The organism is Nocardiopsis lucentensis DSM 44048 (genome assembly GCF_000341125.1).
GTDB lineage: Bacteria > Actinomycetota > Actinomycetes > Streptosporangiales > Streptosporangiaceae > Nocardiopsis > Nocardiopsis lucentensis.
This window is the reverse complement of sequence record NZ_ANBC01000626.1, coordinates 1-3,623: the sequence shown is the minus strand read 5'-3', so window position 1 is coordinate 3,623 and position 3,623 is coordinate 1. Positions and strand designations below refer to the sequence as shown.

Genomic DNA, 3,623 nt, shown 5'->3' with positions numbered 1-3,623 from the left:
CGCCGCCCTGGGGCTGGCCGCCACCGAAACCGCCACCGCCGCCGCCGAAGCCGCCGCCCTGGCGCTGCGTCTTGGTCACCTTGGCGGTGGCGCTGCGCAGGGCCGGGCCGACCTCGTCGACGTCGATCTCGAAGACGGTCCGCTTCTCGCCCTCACGGGTCTCGTACGAGCGCTGCTTCAGCCTGCCCTGCACGATGACGCGCATGCCACGCTGAAGGGACTCGGCCACGTTCTCCGCGTACTGCCGCCAGACGGTGCAGGTGAGGAACATGGACTCGCCGTCCTTCCACTCACCCGACTGGCGGTCGAAGGTGCGCGGCGTGGACGCCACACGGAAGTTGGCGACCGCGGCTCCGCTGGGCGTGAAGCGCAGTTCAGGGTCGTCGACGAGATTGCCGACGAGCGTGATCTGGGTTTCGCCTGCCATGGATCGGCTCCGGTTCGAGATAGTCGGATCAGGCGGGGTCGCCTGCTCCCCCGATCATCCGTGCCGGTAGTGACACTACGGACGTTTCGGGGCGGCGGGGGGTGCGGGCGCGAACGCCCTGTTAGTGGACCTCGGGCCGAAGGACCTTGGTGCGCAGGACGGACTCGTTGATGCCGAGCTGGCGGTCCAGCTCCTTGACCGTCTCCGGCTTGGCGGTGAGGTCGATGACGGCGTAGATGCCCTCGGCGTTCTTGTCGATGTCGTAGGCGAGACGGCGCTTGCCCCAGATGTCGACCTTCTCGACCGATCCGCCGTCGCCTCGGACGACGCCCAGGAAGTTCTCCAGCGACGGGGCGACGGTGCGCTCGTCGAGGCCGGGCTCGAGGATGACCATGATTTCGTAACGACGCATAGGCGTACGTTCCTCCTCTGGACTGTTGCGGCCATGGAATCTCCATGGCAGGAGGTCAGGAGTCCGGGGCCGATTCCGCTCCCGAGGAGCGGGGCACCGCGCGGACTCTGATCCATACGGGAGCCAAGATTACCAGCCGGCGCGCACCGGATCGGCGCTGTCGTGGATACCTGTGGACAAGTCGACAAGGGGACCCGGCCGTCGGGGCGCGAACACGCGAAGGGCCGGTGCGCGGGGTCGCCGCGCACCGGCCCTCGGTCATGGCCGGAAGGTCCGGTCAGTCCTCCCGTGAGGGTCGGACCATGGCGTTGTTGCCGTTCGGCCTGCCGGTGCCGTCACCGTCACCGTCATCGCCGCCACCGCCGTCGGTCGGGTCGTCCGTGGGGTCGCCGGTCGGGTCCGGGCAGTTCCAGCCGAGGGGACCGCAGTCGTCCCCGTCACCGGGATCGGGCTCCTCGCACAGGGGATCGTCCACCGGGTCGCAGACGTCGGGTTCGCTGGGGTCGGGGCAGTCCGGATTCCCGTTGCCGTTCCCGTTCCCGTTGCCGGGCTGGTCCGGGTCGCAGACGTCGTCGTTGCTGGGCTCCTCCGACGGCTCCTCGCTGGGCTCCTCCGAGGGGCTCTCGCTCGGGCTCGGGCTCGGGCTGGGACCGAAGTTGTCGACCTCGCCGACGTTCGCGCGCGCCGGGAAGTCCCGCACCTCCATGCCCTCCATCGCGTTGTCCATGAAGTGCTTCCACACCAGCGCGGAGGTGGTGCCACCGAAGGTCCGGTTGTTGGGGATGCCCTCGAAGGCCAGCTTCCCGCCGCTGTGTCGGCTCAGGCTGACCGCCGTGGTCACCTGCGGCGTGTATCCGACGAACCACGTCGACACCGCGCCGCTCGAGGTACCCGTCTTGCCCGCCACCGGGCGGCCGTCGCTGAGGGCGGCGTTGCCGCCGCCGCCGGCCTCGACCACCTGGCGCATCGCGTAGGTGGCGTCGGCGGCGATGTCGGAGTCGATCACCTGCTCGCCGTCGAGTTCGGCCCTGTCCTTGGGTTCCACCAGGTTTCCCTTGCCGTCGTACAGCTCGACGACCATGTGCGCGGGGATGCTGGTGCCCCCGTTGGCGATGGTCGAGTACGCGTTGGCCTGGTCGTACGTGCTCACGAGGTGGGTGCCCAGGGCGATGAGCGGGGACGTGGTGGAGGTCTCCGTGTGGATCGGGTTCACGCCCAGCTCGATCGCCGTCTCCTCGACCGCCGGGGCGCCGACCACCTCGGCCGCGTGCACGTAGCTGGTGTTGATGGAGTCGGCCGTGGACTCGATCAGGTTGACGGCGCCGCGGCTCTGGAGGTTGGAGTTGTTCACCTCGCCCACCCCCGCGAACGTCTGCGGCGAGTCGCCGTTGAACGTGGTCTCCATGCTGATGTTCTGCTTGAGCGCGGTCACCAGCACGTAGGGCTTGTAGGACGACCCGGCCTGGGTCCGGTGGGTCAGGGAGTTCTCCGGGTCCGTCGCCGCGTCGTCACCGCCGTGGAAGGCGAGGATCCGCCCGGTCTCGTTCTCGATCGCGGTCAGGCCCTCCATGAGCTCCACCTTGTCGAACCCGGCCACCGGCGGGAGCGCCTCGTCGAAGGCCAGACGGGCCGCGTCCATGAGATCGGGGTCGAGGGAGGTCCGCACCTGGTAGCCCCCGGTGGCCAGGGCCTGGGAGTCGACGCCCTCGTAGCGCTCGAGGATCTCGTTGACCACCTCCTGGCGGACGTAGTTGAACTTGGGGTCGTCCGAGCCGGTCTCCTCGACGCCGTAGGGAACCCGGTCGGGGAGCTCCAGGGCCATGGCCTCCTCGCGGGGCAGGCCCCGTTCGCCGCCCGTCTCCTCGTACATGAGCGCCAGCTGGTTCTGCATGTACTCCCAGCGTTCCCCGGTGAGGTAGTCGTACCAGTAGCCGTCGCCCTCCTTGACGTTCTCGAACCTGCTGGGCTGCTGGATGATGAGTCCCAGGAACGCTCCCTCGGCGGGGGTCAGCTCGTCGAGGTCCTTGTCGAAGTAGCGTTCGGCGGCCATCTCGATCCCCGAGGCGCCGCGGCCGAAGTAGATCGTGTTCAGGTAGGTCGTGAGGATCTCGTCCTTGGGAACCTGCTGGTCCAGCTTGATCGAGATGAAGATCTCCTTGATCTTCCGGCTGACCGTCTGCTCGGTGCTGAGCTCGCTGGTGTAGTAGTTGCGCGCCATCTGCTGGGTGATGGTGGAGCCGCCGCCCGCGGAACCCCCGGACAGGACCGCGCGGCCGATCCCCATGAAGTTGATGCCGCCGTCCTCGTAGAAGGTCCGCTGCTCGGCGGCGAGCACGCCGTCGATGACCTCCGGGGGGATCTCCTCCCTCGTCACCGTGACCCGCTGGACCTCACCGGTGGTCACCGCCACCTCGGGCTCGGCCCCTTCCTCCTCCGGCGCCCAGAAGATCTGGGTGGCCGAGGGCGGCTCCTCCGCCGCGTCCTGGAGTTCCCCCGGGTCGGGGGCCATCGCGTACATGACCGCGAAGGCGGCCACGCCGCCGATGATCATGAGCCCGCAGAAGGCCAGCAGCGGCTTCCAGGTCTTGGACCAGGCCCGCTTGATCCACGGACGGTCGTCCGGCTCCTCCTGGCGCCCGCGGCGGCGGCCTCCGCCACCGCCGGACCCGCGACCACCGCCGGAACCGCGCCCGCCCCGGCCGGGGCCGCGACCGCCGCCCTCCGCACGGGCGCCGTGCTCCCGCTCGCGCGGGTCACGCGGACCGTTCGCACGCCGACGACCGC

Annotated in this window: 3 protein-coding genes; all 3 read right to left on the bottom strand. The window is 69.6% G+C overall.

All coding sequences use genetic code 11. The features are described from left to right. On the bottom strand, positions 1 to 427 hold a 427-nt coding region (locus D471_RS0122470; RefSeq protein WP_017600708.1), incomplete at its 3' end, for a single-stranded DNA-binding protein. A 121-nt stretch (positions 428 to 548) separates the two neighbouring features. Further along, positions 549 to 839, bottom strand: a complete 291-nt coding sequence (rpsF, locus tag D471_RS0122465; RefSeq protein ID WP_017600707.1) for a 30S ribosomal protein S6 — start codon at positions 837 to 839, stop codon at positions 549 to 551. A 277-nt stretch (positions 840 to 1,116) separates the two neighbouring features. Then, positions 1,117 to 3,623: transglycosylase domain-containing protein (locus D471_RS35600; protein WP_017600706.1), on the bottom strand; the 2,507-nt coding region annotated here is incomplete at its 5' end.

Bases quoted from the DNA above. Each gene is read 5' to 3' on its own strand.
- rpsF (WP_017600707.1), bottom strand. From the start codon at position 839: ATGCGTCGTTACGAAATCATGGTCATCCTCGAGCCCGGCCTCGACGAG.